Genomic DNA, 16,921 nt, shown 5'->3' on the forward strand with positions numbered 1-16,921 from the left:
ATGAAAAAACTTGCCTGCTTTATACTGGCTTTTGTTATGGCAAACACTTTTGTTTTTGCACAGCAAAGCGATTACGCCAAAGAGCATTACACCAAAAAAGAGGTATACATCACCATGCGCGATGGTGTAAAACTTTTTACCTCCATTTATACCCCCAAAGATGCCTCTGCGCAAAAAAAGTATCCTGTTATTATGCAGCGCACCTGCTACAGCGTAGCGCCCTACGGTGCTGATAAATATCCCGCTCGCTTAGGCCCGTCAGAACTGATGATGAAAGAAGGTTATATTGTGGTATACCAGGACGTACGGGGCCGCTGGAAAAGCGAAGGCAACTGGACCAACATGACACCGGTGATTGATAATAAAAAGAGCAAAAAAGATGTAGACGAAGGCTCTGATACTTACGATACTGTTGACTGGCTGGTAAAAAATGCTCCTTATAACAACGGCCGTGTAGGGCAGTGGGGTATCTCTTATCCGGGCTTTTATACGGCAGCCGGCATATTGGCTAATCACCCGGCTTTAAAAGCTTCATCACCGCAGGCACCAATATCCGATTTTTGGTTTGATGATTTTCATCATAACGGCGCATTGCTGGAGTCGTACTTTTTTACTTATCCGGTTTTTGGCGTGCAGAAAAAAGATACCACTTCTAAAGCATGGTATGCCGACCAGAACATCAAAACCAATACCCGCGACGGCTACCAGTTTTTACTGGACATGGGCCCTTTAAGCAACGCAGACAAGTATTATAAAGATAACTTTTACTGGCAGGAAACTGTGAACCACCCTAATTACGACGAGTTTTGGCAAAAACGCGATTTACTGCGCCACTACAAAAAGGTACTGCCTGCCGTAATGCTGGTAGGCGGCTGGTACGATGCCGAGGACTTACGTGGCCCGCTGGCTATTTTCAAGACCATTAATCAGAAAGATCCATCGGCTTACAACACTATCGTAATGGGGCCTTTCGGCCACGGGCGCTGGTCGCGCGAGACGGGGCATACCCTGCATAGCAATGTATACTTTGGCGATAGCATTGCTACATTTTACCAAAAGAATATCGAGGCTAAATTTTTCAACCACTTTTTGAAAGGTAAAGGCGACAAAAACACTGATTTGCCAAAAGCTTACATGTACAATACCGGCAAAAAAGAATGGGAAACTTTTAGCCAATGGCCTGTAGCTACGGCATCACACCAAAAATTATTTTTGGGAGCAGATGGCAAGCTGCCCATGAGTCAGCCTACAGCTGCCGCCTCAACTTCGTTTATCAGCGACCCGTTAAAACCGGTTCCGTACACTGAAGATAATACCACTACCATGGGCTTTACGCCTCACAATTACATGAGCGAGGACCAGCGCTTTGCCGGTCGCCGTCCGGATGTACTGGTATTCCAGACTGATGTACTGCAAAACGAGGTAACTTTAGGCGGCGAAATTATGGCGCATTTAAAAGTGGCAACTACCGGTACCGATGCCGACTGGATAGTTAAACTGATTGATGTGTACCCGCCAGATGAGCCGAATCATGCCTACATGCCTAATAAAAACATCATACTGAGCAATTACCAGCAAATGGTACGTTCGGAAATTATGCCGGGCCGTTTCCGCAACAGCTTTGAAAAACCAGAAGCTTTTGTACCTAACCAAAAAGCCAGCGTAGATGTAAAATTGCAAGATGTGCTGCACACCTTTAAAAAAGGGCACCGCATTATGGTGCAGGTACAAAGCACTGCCTTTCCGCTGTTTGCCCGTAACCCTCAAAAGTTTGTACCCAACCCTTACAAAGCAACAGAGGCTGATTACATTAAAGCCACCCATACCGTTTTCAACGACAGCTATGTTGATGTAGAAGTGTTAAAATAGCCGTCAGCATTTAATAAAACCAAAGGCGCATAGATTAAGCAGCAAGCCGTTTAATCCATGCGCCTTTTTTGTTGATGTATTGCGGTGAATTTACTCTACACAATTATCCTTACGCCGGGTGTCAACAATGTAAATAATTTTCCAGCCTTCAGCTGTTTTCATTAACTGAAATACGTCAACACCACAATGGCTGAAGGTATTGCCTATATAAAACTTGTACGGCGCCCAAACACTCGCCAGTGGACCATCAATTTTCACATCGGTAATGACGATGCGTTCGTCGTAAACCTCTTTGTGTGGTGTGCCTACCGATTTAATAAAAGCAACCGCTTTTTCGGTAACCAAACCTACATTGCCGTCGCGCTTATTCATCACGCTTTGCAAAACCATATCCGGCGCAAAAACCGATTTAAGTGAAACGGTATCGTTGGTGCGCATGGCAGTAAACAGATTATTTACCACCTTTTTAACAGCCTCCTGCTCACCCGACTGGGCAAATACTGCCGGGGTAAACAAAGCGAATAATATCAGCAGAATTGATTTTTTCATTTTTAGATCTTTAATCATCCTAAAATAAGAAAAGCCCTGCCGGTTAGGCAAGGCTCTCATTATAAAATCTGTCTTTATATTATTGCCCTAAAGCAGCAGATGTATTGGTTGCGCGGCTTTGTTTTAGCGACTGTACTTCGGCTTTCAGCATTTCTATTTGCTGTTGCTGCTCTTGTATAGCGCCCAATAATACCGGTACCAGGCTTTGCATATCTACTTTGGTTACATCGACCGAGCGGTACTGGTTTTTACCGGCAGGGTACATTACGCTTTCGGTTCTAACTACGGCTGGCAATACTGACTGCATGTTAGCGGTGTTAAAACCGTATTGAGTCCCGCCCGGTAATTTGGCACCTTTAGCCATTTGTGTATTGTACTGAAAAGAGATTGGCTGTAAGCGATTAACATAGCTTAACGAACTGGTTAAGGGCGTAACATTGGTTTTCAATTCGTTTTCTGATACGGTAGTTTGAGCTTTAGCAGTAACGCTAAATAAAACCACTGCAAAAAGCAGTGCTATATAATTTGGAGTTTTCATGATATAAAATTTGATGTAAATAGGTAAACAGGGTAAAGTATCACCCTGCAATAAATTAAGTAATAGCAGTTGTAAGTTGGCTTAACAGTTAGGGGGAGGCGTAAGCACATCAGGATAAAAGGACATCCGCATGCCTAAATCCGGCAAAACATAATGCTTTACAGGTATAATAAATACCGGAGAATGAAAATAGAAAGCAAAGGTTTGATGCAAATAATCCTTAATCGATTCGGCTTTAATAAGCTCTGCCTGGTCGGTGGGGCTTTCGGCACAACCATTGTCAGTTGGCTTGCTTTGGCTGGTTTGATTAAAGAAACCGCTGATCACAGGTATACCATTACTCTCTGATATGCTCAGCAGCAAACAAATGGTTATGATATATTTGAAAATAACGGTTTTCACTTTAACACCTTTTCAGTTACAAAAGTACGACTTTGAAAATTAAATTGCTGAAAATTACACAGGGCAGCATTGTCTACTCCATACAGTTTAAGCAACATAAACTATGCCGTTATTTCAGGTATTTAAATTCCAGATGCGCTCTGCCCGTCGCCCAATTAACCAGAATGACGCGGCCAGTATGGCAAAGAAAAGGGTGTACGGAATATGGCTCCACAAATACTCAAAATATTTGGTGTAGATAAAAATGAGTACAAAGGTAATTCCAAATTCGCGGGCAATGGCATCTTTGGTTTTTAGCCCGTAAAAAGTAAAGCCGGCTGCTACAGCCATAGCAATGAGTCCCCAATAATAAAGGCTAATTTGTTTTACCTGCAGCCAATCCTCTAATTGCCCGTAGTTGCCAAAAATACTCATCAACCATAGTGAGACAAACAAGTAAAGTAAACCCACTACATAAGTAAGCTCCCAAAACTGGGCTATCCATTTTCTGCCTTTTAAAATGTAACAGGCGGCTAAAAGCACCAGCCCGAAAAGCACAAACCGTAACGGATAGTTCATTCCCAAAAAGTAATAACTCCACTTGGTTTGATAACCGGTTTCGGTACCAAACCAGCTGCCTAATGACACCAGCGCAAACAGCCAGATAAGGCGCGAGTTAAGTTTCCACCCTAAAAAGCCATATACAAAAACTGATAAGAGAAACAATAAAGAGTAATGGCCTGAACCGTTATCAAACGCCTTACCCAGGTATGCTATACAGCAGGCTGTAAACAAGATGCCTGTAAAAATGGTAGCCTCATTACTAAACACCCGCTCCGGGTACCGTTTTTGGCGGTAACGGCCCAGGTAAAACGCACCAGAAGCCAACAGCCCAGCCCCTACACTTATAAAGATATCGGGTGTATAATACAGGCTTTTTATCCAATTAATTACTTTATCGCTAATGATGAGTGACCCAACAGCAATAGCACCGCACACCAGAGCTACCCAAAAAGAGTATTTTGCCAGACGCATCCAATCAAAGCCCTTCACCTCGGCCGAATTGCGCAGGGTTTGCGCCTGTTCTGCAGAAAGCATATTTTCCTTTTCCCAGTGCGCAATCACCCGGTTCAAAAATTCACTTTCCTGTTTATCGAGATTAAGCTTCATTGCTATTTATTGTTCGCCGACAAGGATGAGCAGACTCTAATTTCCCTGCGTATAAAAGCCTAATGTATAAACAATCTCAGAATATTAAAACTGACCGATTAGCTTAAAAGCAATTTACGGGTACTTCTAATAGTAACTTAGTTGTTTAAAAGCGCCAGCACATTTAACCTATCCTGGGCTAATTGGTCTTTTAACCCGTCTAAAGATGAAAACTTTACATCATACCGCACAAAATGGATAAAGTTCATTTGCAGCACCTGGTGGTAAATATCCCGGTTAAAATCAAATATATTTACCTCGATGTTACGCGTCATGCCGTTAATAGTTGGCCGGTGGCCGATGTAGGCCATGCCCTGAAACACTTCGTCGTTTAATTGCACGGTAACTGCGAAGATACCATCGGCCGGAATGAGCTTGTAATTTTCTTCTACCAGCAAATTTGCTGTTGGGTAACCAATTTGCCGGCCTATCTGGTTGCCGCGTATAACCTTGCCGGTAATAAAAAAGGGATAACCCAAAAAGTTGTTAGCCTGTTCAATGTCGGCCTTCAACAAAGCTTCGCGTATGCGGGTGGAACTAACGGCCACATGGTCAATATCCTGTGCAGGTATTTCGATGACCTCAAAGCCGTAAACCGGTGCCGCTTGTTGTAAATCAGACAAACCACCCTGCCGGTCTTTTCCAAACCGGTGGTCGTAGCCGATGATGATTTGGCGGGTACCTATTTTATTGACTAAAACGTCCCTGATATAAGCCTCGGCAGACTGGTTTGAAAAATCGCGCGAAAAAGGCGTGATAATTAAATGGTCAACACCCAACTGCTCCAACAAGGCTGCACGCTCGTGTATGGTGGTAATGAGTTTTAAATCCTGGTCTTCGGGATGAATAATCATCCGTGGATGCGGGAAAAAAGTAAGAATCACCGTTTCGCCACCGGTTTGCCGGGCTAACTCTTTAAGGCGGGCAATAATCTGCCGGTGCCCCTGGTGTACCCCATCAAAGGTACCAATGGTAACTACAGCGTTATCAAGCCGCTGAAAATCGTCGATGTGGTTGTAGATTTTCATAAAGCCCCTCCTAAATCCTCCCCGGTAGGGAGGACTTCCTGCTGGGATTGTTTTTCCTTCAACCCTCTAATCAAACCAACCAATTCCATCACTTCCCAGGCATCTGCTACCTTAAAATTACCGCTTCGGGTACGACGCAGTCTTGACAGGTATGCTCCGCTATTAACGTATTTACCAAAATCATGAACCAACGAACGTATATAAGTACCCTTACTGCATACTACCCTAAAGTCAACTTCCGGGAGTTCGATACGAGTCAGTTCAAATTCGGTTATGGTGATGGTGCGCAATCTTAATTCAACATCTTCGCCGCGCCGTGCCTTTTCGTACAGGCGTTCGCCGTTAATTTTGATGGCAGAATGCGCTGGCGGATATTGTTGTATTTCGCCAATGAATTGTGCGCAGGCCTCTTTTAAGTATTGCTCATTCAAGTGAGTAATATCGAAAGTTTCGTCGGGCTCGGTTTCCATGTCGTACGAGGGCGTGGTCGCTCCCAATACCATGGTGCCGGTGTATTCTTTCTCTTCGGCCTGAAAGCTGTCAATCTGCTTGGTCATTTTGCCGGTGCATACAATGAGCAAACCGGTAGCCAGCGGGTCGAGGGTACCGGCATGGCCTACTTTAAGTTTAAGCGGCTTAAATGCGTTGCGCACCTTGCCTACGATATCAAAGCTGGTCCAGCGGTAAGGCTTATTAATTAACAGCAGTTCGCCGGCTGCAAAATCAAAGTCTTTATGTTTAGCGTGTAAATCGTTCAACGTGTACTCAATAAAGGCACAAAGGTAACGAATAGTGCCAAGATTTGTTAATTAACCAAAAAGGCCCGTCTTTTTACAAGACAAGCCTCAAATCATAATATATTACCAGGTCAGTTTTATATCATTTCCAGGTTATGCCCAGTCATGTATAAGCCAATAATAATGGCACCCACAATAATGCGGTACCAGCCAAACAGTACAAACCCTTTACGCTGTAAAAAAGTAATGAAGCTGCGGATAGCCAGTAAGGCTACTATAAAAGCTATTACGTTACCAATAGCCAGTAACTTTATTTCTTCGCCGGTAATGGCATGGCCTTCTTTGTAAAAGTCGAGCAGTTTTTTTGCCGTAGCGGCAAACATAGTAGGCACCGCTAAAAAGAATGAAAACTCGGCAGCGGCCTTACGGCTTAACTTTTGCGTCATACCACCCACAATAGTAGCTGCCGAACGCGATGTGCCTGGAATCATGGCGATACACTGAAAAAAACCGATTTTTAACGCTGTCAAGTAGTCTACCTCATCTTCGTTATCAATTTTAGGGTTATTGAACCACTTATCAACAAATAACAGGATAATGCCACCTACAAACAAAGTAATACCTACGGTAAGCGCACTTTCAAGCAGCTGATCAATCTTTTTGCTGAAAAGCAAACCGAATATAGCAGCAGGAATAAAGGCAACCACCAGCTTAATGTAAAACTCGACGGACCGGAAAAAGCGCTTGAAATACAGCACTACAACCGATAAGATAGCACCTAACTGGATAGCAACGGTAAATAGCTTAACAAAATCATTATTGGCAATACCCATTGCCGATGAAGCGATAATCATGTGGCCGGTGGATGATACCGGCAAAAACTCTGTCAGGCCCTCAATAATGGCCAGGATAATAGCATGGATCAGGTTCATGCCTCGGGCGCTGTTTTTTTCATGATGGCGTAAAAGCCTAATCCAAAACCAGCCAGTACCACCAGCGGCGCTACTACAATTTTAGTGTTGCTGTAAATATCGGTAGTGCCCGACATGATAACAAAGCCGATAGCTACAATCAGTACACTAAGGGCCAGTAACTGGTAATTAGCTTTTCCAAATACAAACCTCACCGGGGTTTGCTGCTTAGCTTCCGTAGCAGACAGTATGGGTCTGCTTACGTAAGGCTTATCTTGTTTTTGTGCCATAAATATCGTTATCTGTAAAGTTGATATATTTTTAATCGTAAAAAGCGGTTCACGGCCAGGAAGGTACTGAAGCCGGCTATAAATATGCCCAGGGCTGTCAGTCCTAAAAACACCACCACAAACTCAAACGGATTTTGCAGTACCACCAAATCAGGAATTTGCCGGTAAGCCAAGTATAAAATACCTACCAGTAAAATAATAGCAATTAAAGCACCCAGTAAACCATGCCATATACCATACAGCAAAAAGGGCTTACGTATAAAGGCTTTAGTGGCCCCAACTAATTGCATTGATTTAATTAAAAAGCGTTGCGAGTAAATAGCCAGCCTGATGGTATTGTTGATTAGGGCCACCGAAACAACCACAAAGATGCTGGCAAAGGCCAGTATAACTAAGCTGATGGCCGTTAAATTCTTATTCATCTGCTCTACCAGCGATTGCTGATACTTTACCTCTTTAACTAACGGATTTTTTCGCAGGTCGGTGGCAAAGCGAGTCAGGTCGGCATTGTTGGCATAATCAGCCTTCATATATACGTCGATGGATTGCGATAGCGGGTTTACACCCAAAAATTTCACAAAATCTTCGCCCAGGTCTTTTTGCAGGTTACGGGCTGCCAGCTCTTTACTCACATACTGGGTGCGTTTTACGTAACGGTTGTTATCCAGTTCGCGCTGAAACTGCAACACGTCGGTTTCGCGGGCACCCTCGTCTACAAACACATTTACCACCATATTTTCTTTAATATAGCGCGACAAATTGTTGGCATGTACCAAAATAAGCCCCAGCATACCCACCATCAGCAACACCATAGCAATTCCAAAAACCGTTGAAATATAAATGGCTTTTGTTTTTTTGGCGGCCGTACTTGCTTCAAATTCTTCCATATCGTACCTGTTGGGTTGCGAAATTAACAAACACTGCTTAAAGGTAAAACTTTGTTGTTGATAAATGTGATTTATATGTTACTGCCTAAAGCGCTTTTAACAATATTTAACTACTACGCCTGTTTATTAACCCTTATTGCATATACATAAACAAAGGTTAGTAAACTACTGTTACCCATAAAACAAAAGGTATGACTACACCAGCAAACTCACATCAAAAACCATCGCCTTCTGATACACCGACGGAAAGACCTGACGATAACGGCAACAAAGCAGTAAAGAAACAAGAAGACGAGCAATACAACCAGGATAATGCAGATTTTGGCAACGTAGCTAAAAAGCACGAAGAAGACGAAGAACCGGTTAAGCCTATCAAAACACCGCCCGACGAGTTCCAGGACCCGGAGAAGGACAACCCGCCGGTGAGATAACAGTGGGGATTAGATTCAAGAATATAGAGTCAGGAATTGAGAAAAAATACAGCAATCCAGTGTGTCTTTATTTTAAGAACTAAAAACGAAAATTCTTAGTCTGTATTCTTGACTCTATATTCTATACTTCAAAAAAACTCTATACTCCAAAATCAGCGCTCAATACCAGCAGAGTTAAACTGTAAGTCATAAAGTTTACGGTAGTAGCCGCCCTCGATGCGTAATAGTTCCTGGTGAGAGCCCATTTCTTTGATTTCGCCGTGATCAAGCACAATGATTTTGTCGGCTTTCTGTATGGTAGATAAGCGGTGGGCAATCACAATGGCCGTACGCCCCTCCATCAAGCGGTCGATGGCATTTTGAATGAGAATCTCGGTTTCAGTATCTACCGAAGAAGTTGCCTCATCAAGCACTAATATAGCCGGATTATAAACCAAAGCCCGCACAAACGAAATTAGCTGCGCCTGCCCTGCCGAAAGCGTGGCACCGCGTTCCATTACATTATAATCGTAGCCACCGGGTAATCGTTCAATAAACTCATGTGCGCCAACATTTTTTGCTGCTTCTACCACTTGAGCAGGGGTAATAGCCGGATTGTTCAAGCTAATATTATTGGCAATGGTGTCAGAAAACAAAAATACATCCTGTATTACCGTAGCAATCTGCGAGCGCAGGTAACGCAGTTCGTATTGCTGCAAATCAACGCCGTCAATTTGTACACTGCCCTGGCCAATCTCGTAAAAACGGTTCAGGATATTGATGGTAGATGATTTTCCGGCACCGGTAGCGCCCACTAAAGCCAGCGTTTCACCAGGCTGTACGGTAAAGCTGATATTTTTGAGTACCCAGTTATCATCAATATAGGCAAACCAAACGTTTTTAAACTCAATTTGCCCGCGTAGCATACCTGCTTGTATGGTACCGGTGTTAGGTGCCACCTCGTCAGTATCCAGCACTTTAAAAATACGGTCGGCACCTACCATACCCATCTGCAGGGTATTAAATTTGTCGGCCAATTGCCTGATGGGCCTGAAAAGCAGGTTAAGTAACGTAATAAAAGCCAGTATTTTGCCCGGTGTAATTCCCTGCCGATCGGCCGTGATAGAGGCCAGTTGCTGATCGCTCAAAATGCGCTTGCAGCCATACCAAACCAGCAAACCGATAGAAGCAGCCACAAAAATTTCGACCACCGGAAAAAAGATAGAGTAATACCAGTTGGAGCGGATGTTGGCATCGCGATATTTCTCGTTAACCGCTTTAAACTTGCGCATCTCCTGCGCCTCGCGCGAGAAATATTGGATGATGCTGATGCCCGAAATATGTTCCTGCAAAAAAGTATTGAGCTGAGCCACATGGGTACGCACATCCTGAAAAGAAGACTTGATAGCTTCTTTAAAAATATAAGTGGCAGCCAGCAAAAAAGGCAAAGGAATTAGTGTAATGAGCGACAGTTTCCAGTCTTGTATCATCATATACACCACAATAGAAACCACCAGCAGTAAATCGCCGGCGATAGAGATCAACCCTTCCGAAAATATATCGGCAATCGTTTCCAGGTCAGACACGGTACGAGTAATGAGCATACCTATTGGTGTGCGATCAAAGTACCGCAGCCGCAAGCTCATAATGTGTTGAAATACATGGATGCGTAAATCGCGGATAACCGACTGCCCCAAGGCATTGGTTAAATAAGTTTGATAGTACTGGGCAGCGGTTTGTACAGCCAGCAAGCTCACCATCAGCCCTACAATCATCACCAGGCCATTGTAATTACCGGCCAGAATGTATTTGTCTAACCCTATTTCCATTAATATAGGTTGCGCCAAAGTGATGACCGCTAAAAAAATGGTTAAAAGAGCAGCAATTACAAACGTACGGTTGTAAGGCTTTACATACTGCATAATGCGCAGCAGTAATTTCCAATCAATCGCTTTTCCGGTTACCTGAGACATAGTTTATCTTTACACTGTATTGTTGCTACAAGAGGCATCCCCTTCAACAACACTGATCTGATTTTTCATTGCAATAATTTAATTCAACAGCAAAATTACAAATACGGATATTTTACTTGGGTTAAATACAATCCGCACGCCGGAACCGAAGTGCCTGCATTACTACGGTTCTTGCTTTCAATAATTTGCCTGATTCGTTCAGGCGCAATTTCGTGCCGACCTACCATTATACAGGTCCCCACGATAGCCCTCACCATGTTACGCAAAAAACGGTCGGCCGAGATATGAAACACCAGGCTATCACCATGATCTATCCACTCGGCACGACTAATTTTACAGTTATTAGTAAACACCTGCGTGTTTGATTTGCTAAAACAGCTAAAATCATTATACTCCAGCAAAATGGCGGCTGCTGCATTCATGGCCATAACATCCAGCCTGCCTTTAATAAGCCACGAATAGTTTTGCTTAAACGGATCCTTCAAAAAATGCAGATGATACTCGTAAGACCGCAAAGTAGCATCAAAACGGGCATGAGCATCAGTATGTACCGGCACAATCCGCTTCACTGCAATATCATGCGGCAACAACGCATTCAAAGCCTCCAGCCTAAGTTTGGGTTTTTTTACTAAATCCTGTTCCGCCTGCAAATCAACTCCTGGGACCCCTTCAGGGAGCTGGGGGATTTGAGATACCTGCACATCAATATGCACAAACAACTGCCGGGCATGCACGCCCGTGTCGGTGCGGCCGGCACCTGTAGTTTCTACCGGCTGCCTTAATAAAATAGCCAGGGCTTCGTTTAGCTTTTGTTGTACTGTGATGGCGTTAGGTTGTAACTGCCAGCCATGGTAACGGGTACCGTCATAAGCTAATTCTAAAAAATAACGTTGTAAAGCCACAGCAGCAAAGTTAAGAAACGCCTACACAAGGTTACGTCATTATTTAGGCAAACAATTTTATATTTGCAGCACTATTATTATCAGTTATGATACAACGTGTACAAAGTGTATATCTTTTTTTGGCCAGCCTGGCTATTTTTGCTCTTTATGTGGTTACTATAGCCAACAATGTATATCTCAACGGTATCCCAACCAGCATCAAAGTAACTGGCTTGTTTCAGGATATTAACGGTGCTCAAAGCCATATACAAAGCTTTGTAGCACTTACTGTGGTTACTGCATTGGTTGCGTTAATTCCTTTGGCTGCTGTATTTATGTTTCGCAATCGTAAGCAACAGGTAACACTTTGCTACAGTGCAGTACTGGTAATTATAGGCCATAGCTTTTGGCTGGCACAAACGGTAAAAAAAGCAACCGGCGGCATAAACTTAGGCACCAACAACTTTGGAGTGGGTTTATTTTTACCACCTATTGCCATACTGCTTATTTTTTTGGCTATAAAGGCGATAAAACGAGATGATGCACTGGTGCGCTCGGCCGACAGACTTCGCTAACATTTAATTTTAATTATATTAGCTAAACGCCATGCAGCCATGCATGGCGTTTTTATTTCTTATAAGAATTTTAAAAGTTATATAGTTCGTTACAACTGCTCACTTTTGCCGGCTGCAATTGCCGTTAAGTTTTAGCATAAGTACAAAGCATTTTACTAGAATACAACTTTTTGATTTTCAGTTATAAAAGACCATACATCTTTCATATATCACTTTAATCTCATTTTAAAATGCCTATCTAAAAACAGCTTAATTTTTCGTACATTTGCACCCGATTTGGCGATGTTGCCGAATTCGTTATTTTAATTCATGAACAACCCATTTTTTGAACTGGGAATCCGTCATGATATTGTTAATGCCATCACTGAGTTAGGATTTGAAAATCCTACACCAATCCAGGAGCAGTCAATCCCGGTATTGTTAACAGGCAGCAACGATTTTGTCGGATTAGCCCAAACCGGGACCGGAAAAACTGCTGCTTTTGGCTTACCATTATTGGAACTGCTGGATTTTGAAGAAAACTATCCACAGGCACTGGTTTTGTGCCCTACACGTGAACTTTGCTTACAAATCACTAATGATTTGAAAAACTACTCTAAAAACATGAACAACGTAAACGTTGTGGCTGTTTATGGAGGTGCCAGTATTTCAGATCAGTTACGCCAAATTAAACGCGGCGTACAAATTGTAGTTGCTACCCCGGGCCGTATGCTCGATATTATCAACCGCAAGGCTATTGATTTTTCGCAAGTACAATTTGTAGTACTGGATGAAGCTGATGAAATGCTCAATATGGGCTTTCAGGAAGACATTGACAGTATCTTATCCACTACGCCCGAGGATAAAAAAACCTGGCTATTTTCGGCCACTATGCCAAGCGAGGTACGCCGTATTTCTAAAAAGTACATGACCGACCCTTACGAGTTGACCATGGGCGCCAAGAATACCGGTAATGCCAACATTGAGCACGAATACTATATTGTACGTGCCCGCGACAAGTATGCAGCGTTTAAACGTATTGTAGACTTTAACCCCGAAATTTTCGGTATCGTATTTTGCCGCACCAAAATTGAAACTCAGGAAATTGCTGAGTCGTTAATTAAAGACGGTTACAATGCCGACTCTTTACATGGAGACTTATCACAACAACAACGTGACAAGGTAATGAAACGTTACCGTGAGCGCAGCCTGCAATTGTTAATTGCTACTGACGTTGCCGCCCGTGGTATTGACGTTAATGATGTTACCCACGTTATTAACTACTCGTTACCTGACGAAATTGAGAATTATACCCACCGTAGCGGCCGTACTGCACGTGCCGGTAAAACAGGGGTATCTATCTCTATCATCAATGGTAAAGAAATTGGCAAAATACGTCAGATTGAGAAAGTAATTGGCAAACGTTTCAATAAAGCGGAGATACCAACCGGTTTTGATGTTTGCGAAAAACAATTATTTGGCTTGATACACAAGGTACATAACGTGGAGGTTGATGAGCAGCAAATTGAGCAGTACATTCCACGCATCATGACCGAGTTTGCAGATTTAAGCAAAGAAGACCTGATTAAACGTTTTGCTTCAATTGAGTTTAACAGCTTCCTGGCCTATTATAAAGATGCACCAGATTTGAACGCACCTGAGGATACCCGCACAGCGTCACGCGATGGCGGCGAACGCTTCCCGCGTACAGGTAACCGCTCTGATTTTACCCGTTTGTTTATCAACCTGGGTTCGGTAGACGGATTTACCCGCGGCGACTTACTGGGTTACTTCTGTAATCAAACTGGCATTGTAGGCCGCACTATTGGCAAAATTGACATTAAAGGTGTTTATTCATTTTTAGAGGTTGCCAATGAAGATACCGATAAAGCCTTTGCAAGCTTTAAAGAAGCTGAATTTAAAGGCCGTCAGGTAAGGATAGAAATATCTGCTGATGGTAGTGGTGATAACCGCGGCAGCTTTGGCGGTGGCTACAGAAACCGCGAAGGTGGAAGCCGTCGTGAGGGTAGCAGCAACCGTGGCAACGAAAGAAATGGCGGTGGTTTCCGCGATTTCTCGGGCAAACGCCGCGAAGACCGTACCGAACGCCGTAAAAGATATTAATACTATAACTACGATCTAATTTAATACAAAACAGCGAAGCCTCCATATTGGAGGCTTCGCTGTTTTGTATTAAAAGACTTTTTTAATTGAAATAGTAATTAACGCCTAATGCCGCGCCCTGGTTTGCGTTAAAATCAAAACTTGTGAATTTAGTAGTTGTGTAGTTACTTTTGTTTGTTTGATAACTGTAAGCCAGTGCCCCATAAGTAAAGTTTAGCGCCAGTTTTTTAGTGGCAAAAAATGTTAAATTAGGATTGATACTGGTTCTGAACAGCTTAGTATCTGTATTCGACTGCCCAATTGATACGAGGTAGCTGCTCGATAATTGCGGAAAGAAAAACAATTTGGGCACAATAGCAAAGTAGTATCTAAAATCAATTCCACCGCCTAATAAATGCGATATGTTTTTACTTATACTAAGCCCATTGCCGGTAAATGCCTCTGTATTATTTTTTGAATAGCTGTATTGTGGTGAAAGACCTACCGAAAAGTTTTTTGCTAAAAAAAGCCCGACAGTTGGTGTAACGTAGGCTGTTGAGAATTCATTACTGTAGCCATTCTGACTGGTGGTTGATCTATTAAAAGATAAACTGCCGCCAATGTAAACGTTTCCTTTTTCCGTCTGCGCTTTTGCGCAGATTGAAAATACGATAAGAGTTAAGGTTAAAATGAGTTTGTTCATAAATTATATTTTACTCTCAAACGGAATAAAATATAATTATTGTACGTATAACTAAAGATTTAATTATTCCTTAACGCACAAAGTCAATCGCTGTTGAATCTGGGTATAGCAGCTTTAAGTTGTGATTATCCAAGTGTTCAATCACAAATTTAGTGTAAGGTTGGTTACCTTCAAAAGAAGTGAATATTGAGTCTTCTTTCAAAAAATAATCTTCGGCCATAGGTGCGCCGCTATCATTTAAGATAAACTGTTTACTGGTAATTTGTAATTTACTTTTGCCATCCTTAGTATGCCAGTCGCCTTTCAGATTGCCTTTGCCGGTATCAGAGCAAGCTGCCGATACCAGTATAAGCGCACACGCTACATGCAGGAATGCTAAGAAATAATTTTTCATGGTAGTAAACAGTATTGAAAGAGTGCCTGCCCAAGGGCAGGCACTTTCATAAATTACATAGGTTTATTTTTCAGCTCAGCCTCTCTCACATAAATGCGATGGCCTTTTTTGTTTACATAGTAGTAAGCCGAATTTTTGTCTATATAGATAGTTTGACCACCAGGACCAACCTTAGCGTCATATTTTTTATCAACTACTGCAGAAGCACCTTTTGATGCAATTTCAGATGTTTTACGTCCAACAGCTTTAGCACCTTTACCTACAGCTTTGGCACCTTTGTCAATTCCGCGACCTGCTTTTTCGGCCACTTGTGCGTGAGTATCGGCAGCTACAAATAATCCAGCTGCCAGCAGAGCAACTTTAAATACGTTTTTCATGGTTTTAATTGAATTTATTTTAAAAACTAACTCAATTGTTCTGCCAAACGTCTCATTTCCAGTGCCGGAGTCTGTTTTTTGTATAAAATACGGTATACAGCGTCGCAAATGGGCATTCGTACGGTGTATTGTTTATTTATCTGGTGTAGACAATTTACTGCATAATAGCCCTCAGCCACCATATTCATTTCGAGTTGGGCCGAGGTTACCGTATAGCCTTTACCTATCATATTACCAAAAGTACGGTTGCGGCTAAACTGCGAATAGGCCGTTACCAGCAAATCGCCGAGGTAAGCCGACTCTTTAATATCGCGGTCGATGGGATGAACGGCATCTACAAAATCCTGAATTTCGCGGATGGCATTAGAGATAAGCACCGCCTGAAAATTATCGCCGTATCCAACGCCATGGCAAATACCACTGGCTACTGCATAAATATTTTTAAGTACTGCCGCATACTCGGTACCATAAATATCATCAGATACAATGGTTTTTAAATAGCGAGTATTTAACATACCGGCCAACCGGGTGGCAAGCGCGGCATCAGCCGATGCGATGGTAAGATAAGAAAGCTTCTCGAGCGCCACCTCTTCAGCATGGCATGGCCCGCTGATGACAACCAAATCCTCAAAAGGGATTTGATAATATTTGTGCAAAAACTCGCCGATAATCAGGTTCTCGTCGGGAACGATACCTTTAATGGCCGATATGAGTTTTTTACCGGCTAAATCGACCGGTGTAATTTCGTGCAAGGCATTTTTTAAAAATGCGGCCGGCACGTTAAGCAACACAAAATCGGCTTTGGCTATTAAGACTTTTAAATCGGTAGACACGTTTTCTACCGGTACCTTTACTTCAACAGAGCTTAGATAATTAGGATTATGCCTAAACTTCTGTATATCTTCAACCGCCTGTTGGTTACGCATCCACCAAAATATTTCTTTCGAGGTGCCGTTATCACTAAGCATTTTTATGTTTGCGGTGGCCCAGCTGCCTCCTCCTACTACCAGTATTCTTTGTGGTTGCCCTTGCATGGTTTATCATCGGCCCGGCAAATTGATGTTCCTTTTTCCGGATGAGCAAAGGTATAACTTTTTACATGTGCAGCGGGGTATTATTGGCGGATG

General features: G+C 42.7%; 19 protein-coding genes. 4 read left to right on the forward strand and 15 right to left on the reverse strand.

The genetic code is table 11. From position 1 onward, the window contains the following. Nucleotides 1-1,869 carry a CocE/NonD family hydrolase gene (locus tag AAGR14_RS21565; protein WP_342646311.1) on the forward strand — a complete coding sequence of 623 codons (1,869 nt, stop codon included), beginning with the start codon at nt 1-3 and terminating at the stop codon, nt 1,867-1,869. A gap of 90 nt (nt 1,870-1,959) precedes the next feature. Here the strand turns inward: AAGR14_RS21565 and AAGR14_RS21570 are convergent, their stop codons facing one another. The 9 genes from AAGR14_RS21570 to AAGR14_RS21610 form a co-directional block, all read right to left on the reverse strand. Beyond that, nucleotides 1,960-2,418: a nuclear transport factor 2 family protein gene (locus AAGR14_RS21570; RefSeq protein WP_342646312.1), complete on the reverse strand. Its 459-nt coding sequence runs from the start codon at nt 2,416-2,418 to the stop codon at nt 1,960-1,962. A 79-nt stretch (nt 2,419-2,497) separates the two neighbouring features. Next, nucleotides 2,498-2,956 carry a tail fiber domain-containing protein gene (locus AAGR14_RS21575; protein ID WP_342646313.1) on the reverse strand — a complete coding sequence of 153 codons (459 nt, stop codon included), beginning with the start codon at nt 2,954-2,956 and terminating at the stop codon, nt 2,498-2,500. A gap of 81 nt (nt 2,957-3,037) precedes the next feature. Then, the gene (locus AAGR14_RS21580; protein ID WP_342646314.1) at nt 3,038-3,358 is read right to left on the reverse strand and encodes a hypothetical protein; all 321 of its coding nucleotides are present in this window, start codon (nt 3,356-3,358) and stop codon (nt 3,038-3,040) included. 114 nt (nt 3,359-3,472) lie between these two features. Continuing rightward, nucleotides 3,473-4,507, reverse strand: coding sequence for a DUF2157 domain-containing protein (locus tag AAGR14_RS21585; protein WP_342646315.1), 1,035 nt, complete (start codon nt 4,505-4,507; stop codon nt 3,473-3,475). Nucleotides 4,508-4,644: 137 nt separating this feature from the next. Continuing rightward, nucleotides 4,645-5,574, reverse strand: coding sequence for a bifunctional riboflavin kinase/FAD synthetase (locus AAGR14_RS21590; RefSeq protein WP_342646316.1), 930 nt, complete (start codon nt 5,572-5,574; stop codon nt 4,645-4,647). Further along, on the reverse strand, nt 5,571-6,332 hold the full coding sequence (truB, locus tag AAGR14_RS21595) for a tRNA pseudouridine(55) synthase TruB (RefSeq protein WP_342646317.1): 762 nt from the start codon (nt 6,330-6,332) through the stop codon (nt 5,571-5,573). Before truB ends, AAGR14_RS21590 begins: the two co-directional genes overlap by 4 nt. Nucleotides 6,333-6,448: 116 nt before the next feature. Then, a complete protein-coding gene (locus AAGR14_RS21600; protein WP_342646318.1) occupies nt 6,449-7,243 on the reverse strand; it encodes an undecaprenyl-diphosphate phosphatase in 795 nt (264 codons plus the stop codon). Next, nucleotides 7,240-7,512: a DUF3098 domain-containing protein gene (locus AAGR14_RS21605; RefSeq protein ID WP_342646319.1), complete on the reverse strand. Its 273-nt coding sequence runs from the start codon at nt 7,510-7,512 to the stop codon at nt 7,240-7,242. The genes AAGR14_RS21600 and AAGR14_RS21605 overlap by 4 nt, the downstream gene beginning before the upstream one ends. A gap of 8 nt (nt 7,513-7,520) precedes the next feature. After that, a complete protein-coding gene (locus tag AAGR14_RS21610) occupies nt 7,521-8,399 on the reverse strand; it encodes a permease-like cell division protein FtsX (protein WP_342646320.1) in 879 nt (292 codons plus the stop codon). A gap of 191 nt (nt 8,400-8,590) precedes the next feature. On the opposite strand from AAGR14_RS21610, the gene AAGR14_RS21615 reads away from it, so the two are divergent. Further along, entirely contained in the window at nt 8,591-8,830 is a 240-nt protein-coding gene (locus tag AAGR14_RS21615; RefSeq protein ID WP_342646321.1) for a hypothetical protein, read from the forward strand. 152 nt (nt 8,831-8,982) lie between these two features. Here the strand turns inward: AAGR14_RS21615 and AAGR14_RS21620 are convergent, their stop codons facing one another. Together AAGR14_RS21620 and truA are read right to left on the reverse strand one after the other, a co-directional pair. Further along, the gene (locus AAGR14_RS21620) at nt 8,983-10,782 is read right to left on the reverse strand and encodes an ABC transporter ATP-binding protein (RefSeq protein WP_342646322.1); all 1,800 of its coding nucleotides are present in this window, start codon (nt 10,780-10,782) and stop codon (nt 8,983-8,985) included. Nucleotides 10,783-10,877: 95 nt separating this feature from the next. Next, nucleotides 10,878-11,684: a tRNA pseudouridine(38-40) synthase TruA gene (truA, locus tag AAGR14_RS21625; protein ID WP_342646323.1), complete on the reverse strand. Its 807-nt coding sequence runs from the start codon at nt 11,682-11,684 to the stop codon at nt 10,878-10,880. A gap of 86 nt (nt 11,685-11,770) precedes the next feature. On the opposite strand from truA, the gene AAGR14_RS21630 reads away from it, so the two are divergent. After that, nucleotides 11,771-12,238, forward strand: coding sequence for a DUF4293 domain-containing protein (locus AAGR14_RS21630; protein WP_342646324.1), 468 nt, complete (start codon nt 11,771-11,773; stop codon nt 12,236-12,238). A gap of 309 nt (nt 12,239-12,547) precedes the next feature. Continuing rightward, nucleotides 12,548-14,341 (forward strand): DEAD/DEAH box helicase, encoded by a 1,794-nt coding sequence (locus AAGR14_RS21635; RefSeq protein ID WP_342646325.1) that lies wholly within the window; start codon nt 12,548-12,550, stop codon nt 14,339-14,341. Nucleotides 14,342-14,423: 82 nt separating this feature from the next. On the opposite strand, the gene AAGR14_RS21640 is transcribed toward AAGR14_RS21635, so the two are convergent. The 4 genes from AAGR14_RS21640 to AAGR14_RS21655 form a co-directional block, all read right to left on the reverse strand. Continuing rightward, on the reverse strand, nt 14,424-15,023 hold the full coding sequence (locus AAGR14_RS21640) for a hypothetical protein (protein ID WP_342646326.1): 600 nt from the start codon (nt 15,021-15,023) through the stop codon (nt 14,424-14,426). Nucleotides 15,024-15,093: 70 nt separating this feature from the next. Further along, nucleotides 15,094-15,417 carry a hypothetical protein gene (locus AAGR14_RS21645; RefSeq protein WP_342646327.1) on the reverse strand — a complete coding sequence of 108 codons (324 nt, stop codon included), beginning with the start codon at nt 15,415-15,417 and terminating at the stop codon, nt 15,094-15,096. Between the two features lie 53 nt (nt 15,418-15,470). Further along, the gene (locus tag AAGR14_RS21650; protein WP_342646328.1) at nt 15,471-15,794 is read right to left on the reverse strand and encodes a hypothetical protein; all 324 of its coding nucleotides are present in this window, start codon (nt 15,792-15,794) and stop codon (nt 15,471-15,473) included. 26 nt (nt 15,795-15,820) lie between these two features. Beyond that, on the reverse strand, nt 15,821-16,828 hold the full coding sequence (locus AAGR14_RS21655) for an NAD(P)H-dependent glycerol-3-phosphate dehydrogenase (RefSeq protein ID WP_342646329.1): 1,008 nt from the start codon (nt 16,826-16,828) through the stop codon (nt 15,821-15,823). Between the last annotated feature and the right edge of the window lie 93 nt (nt 16,829-16,921).

The sequence above is a fragment of the Mucilaginibacter sp. CSA2-8R genome (assembly GCF_038806765.1).
Lineage (GTDB): Bacteria > Bacteroidota > Bacteroidia > Sphingobacteriales > Sphingobacteriaceae > Mucilaginibacter.